The following is a 211-nucleotide window of genomic DNA, read 5'->3' as shown; positions in this document are numbered from 1 at the left end:
CCCCAGCCGTACAGCTGCCCATAACCCCAGCAATCTGTGGAATGCCAGCCGCACTGAGGTTAGCTTGATTAAAAAATATACGGCCGAAATGTTCATTATCAGGGAACACATCATCTTGGTTGGGTAAGTTGGCACCCCCGGAATCGACTAGAAAGACGCATGGCAAATGGTTTTCTAGCGCAATCTCTTGAGCTCGTAGGTGTTTTTAGAC

The 211-nt window shown here is 48.3% G+C and carries 1 pseudogene; it reads right to left on the bottom strand.

Going from position 1 to position 211, the window contains the following annotated elements:
• Positions 1-205, bottom strand: a pseudogene (locus tag V6252_RS13570) (carboxyl transferase domain-containing protein); the annotation flags it as partial.
• Between the last annotated feature and the right edge of the window lie 6 nt (positions 206-211).

Origin of the sequence: Psychrobacter proteolyticus, from assembly GCF_038155145.1 — a bacterium.
Classification (GTDB): Bacteria; Pseudomonadota; Gammaproteobacteria; order Pseudomonadales; family Moraxellaceae; genus Psychrobacter; species Psychrobacter proteolyticus_B.
Note: the sequence above shows the minus strand (reverse complement) of the source record. Positions and strands in the feature narration are given on the sequence as shown.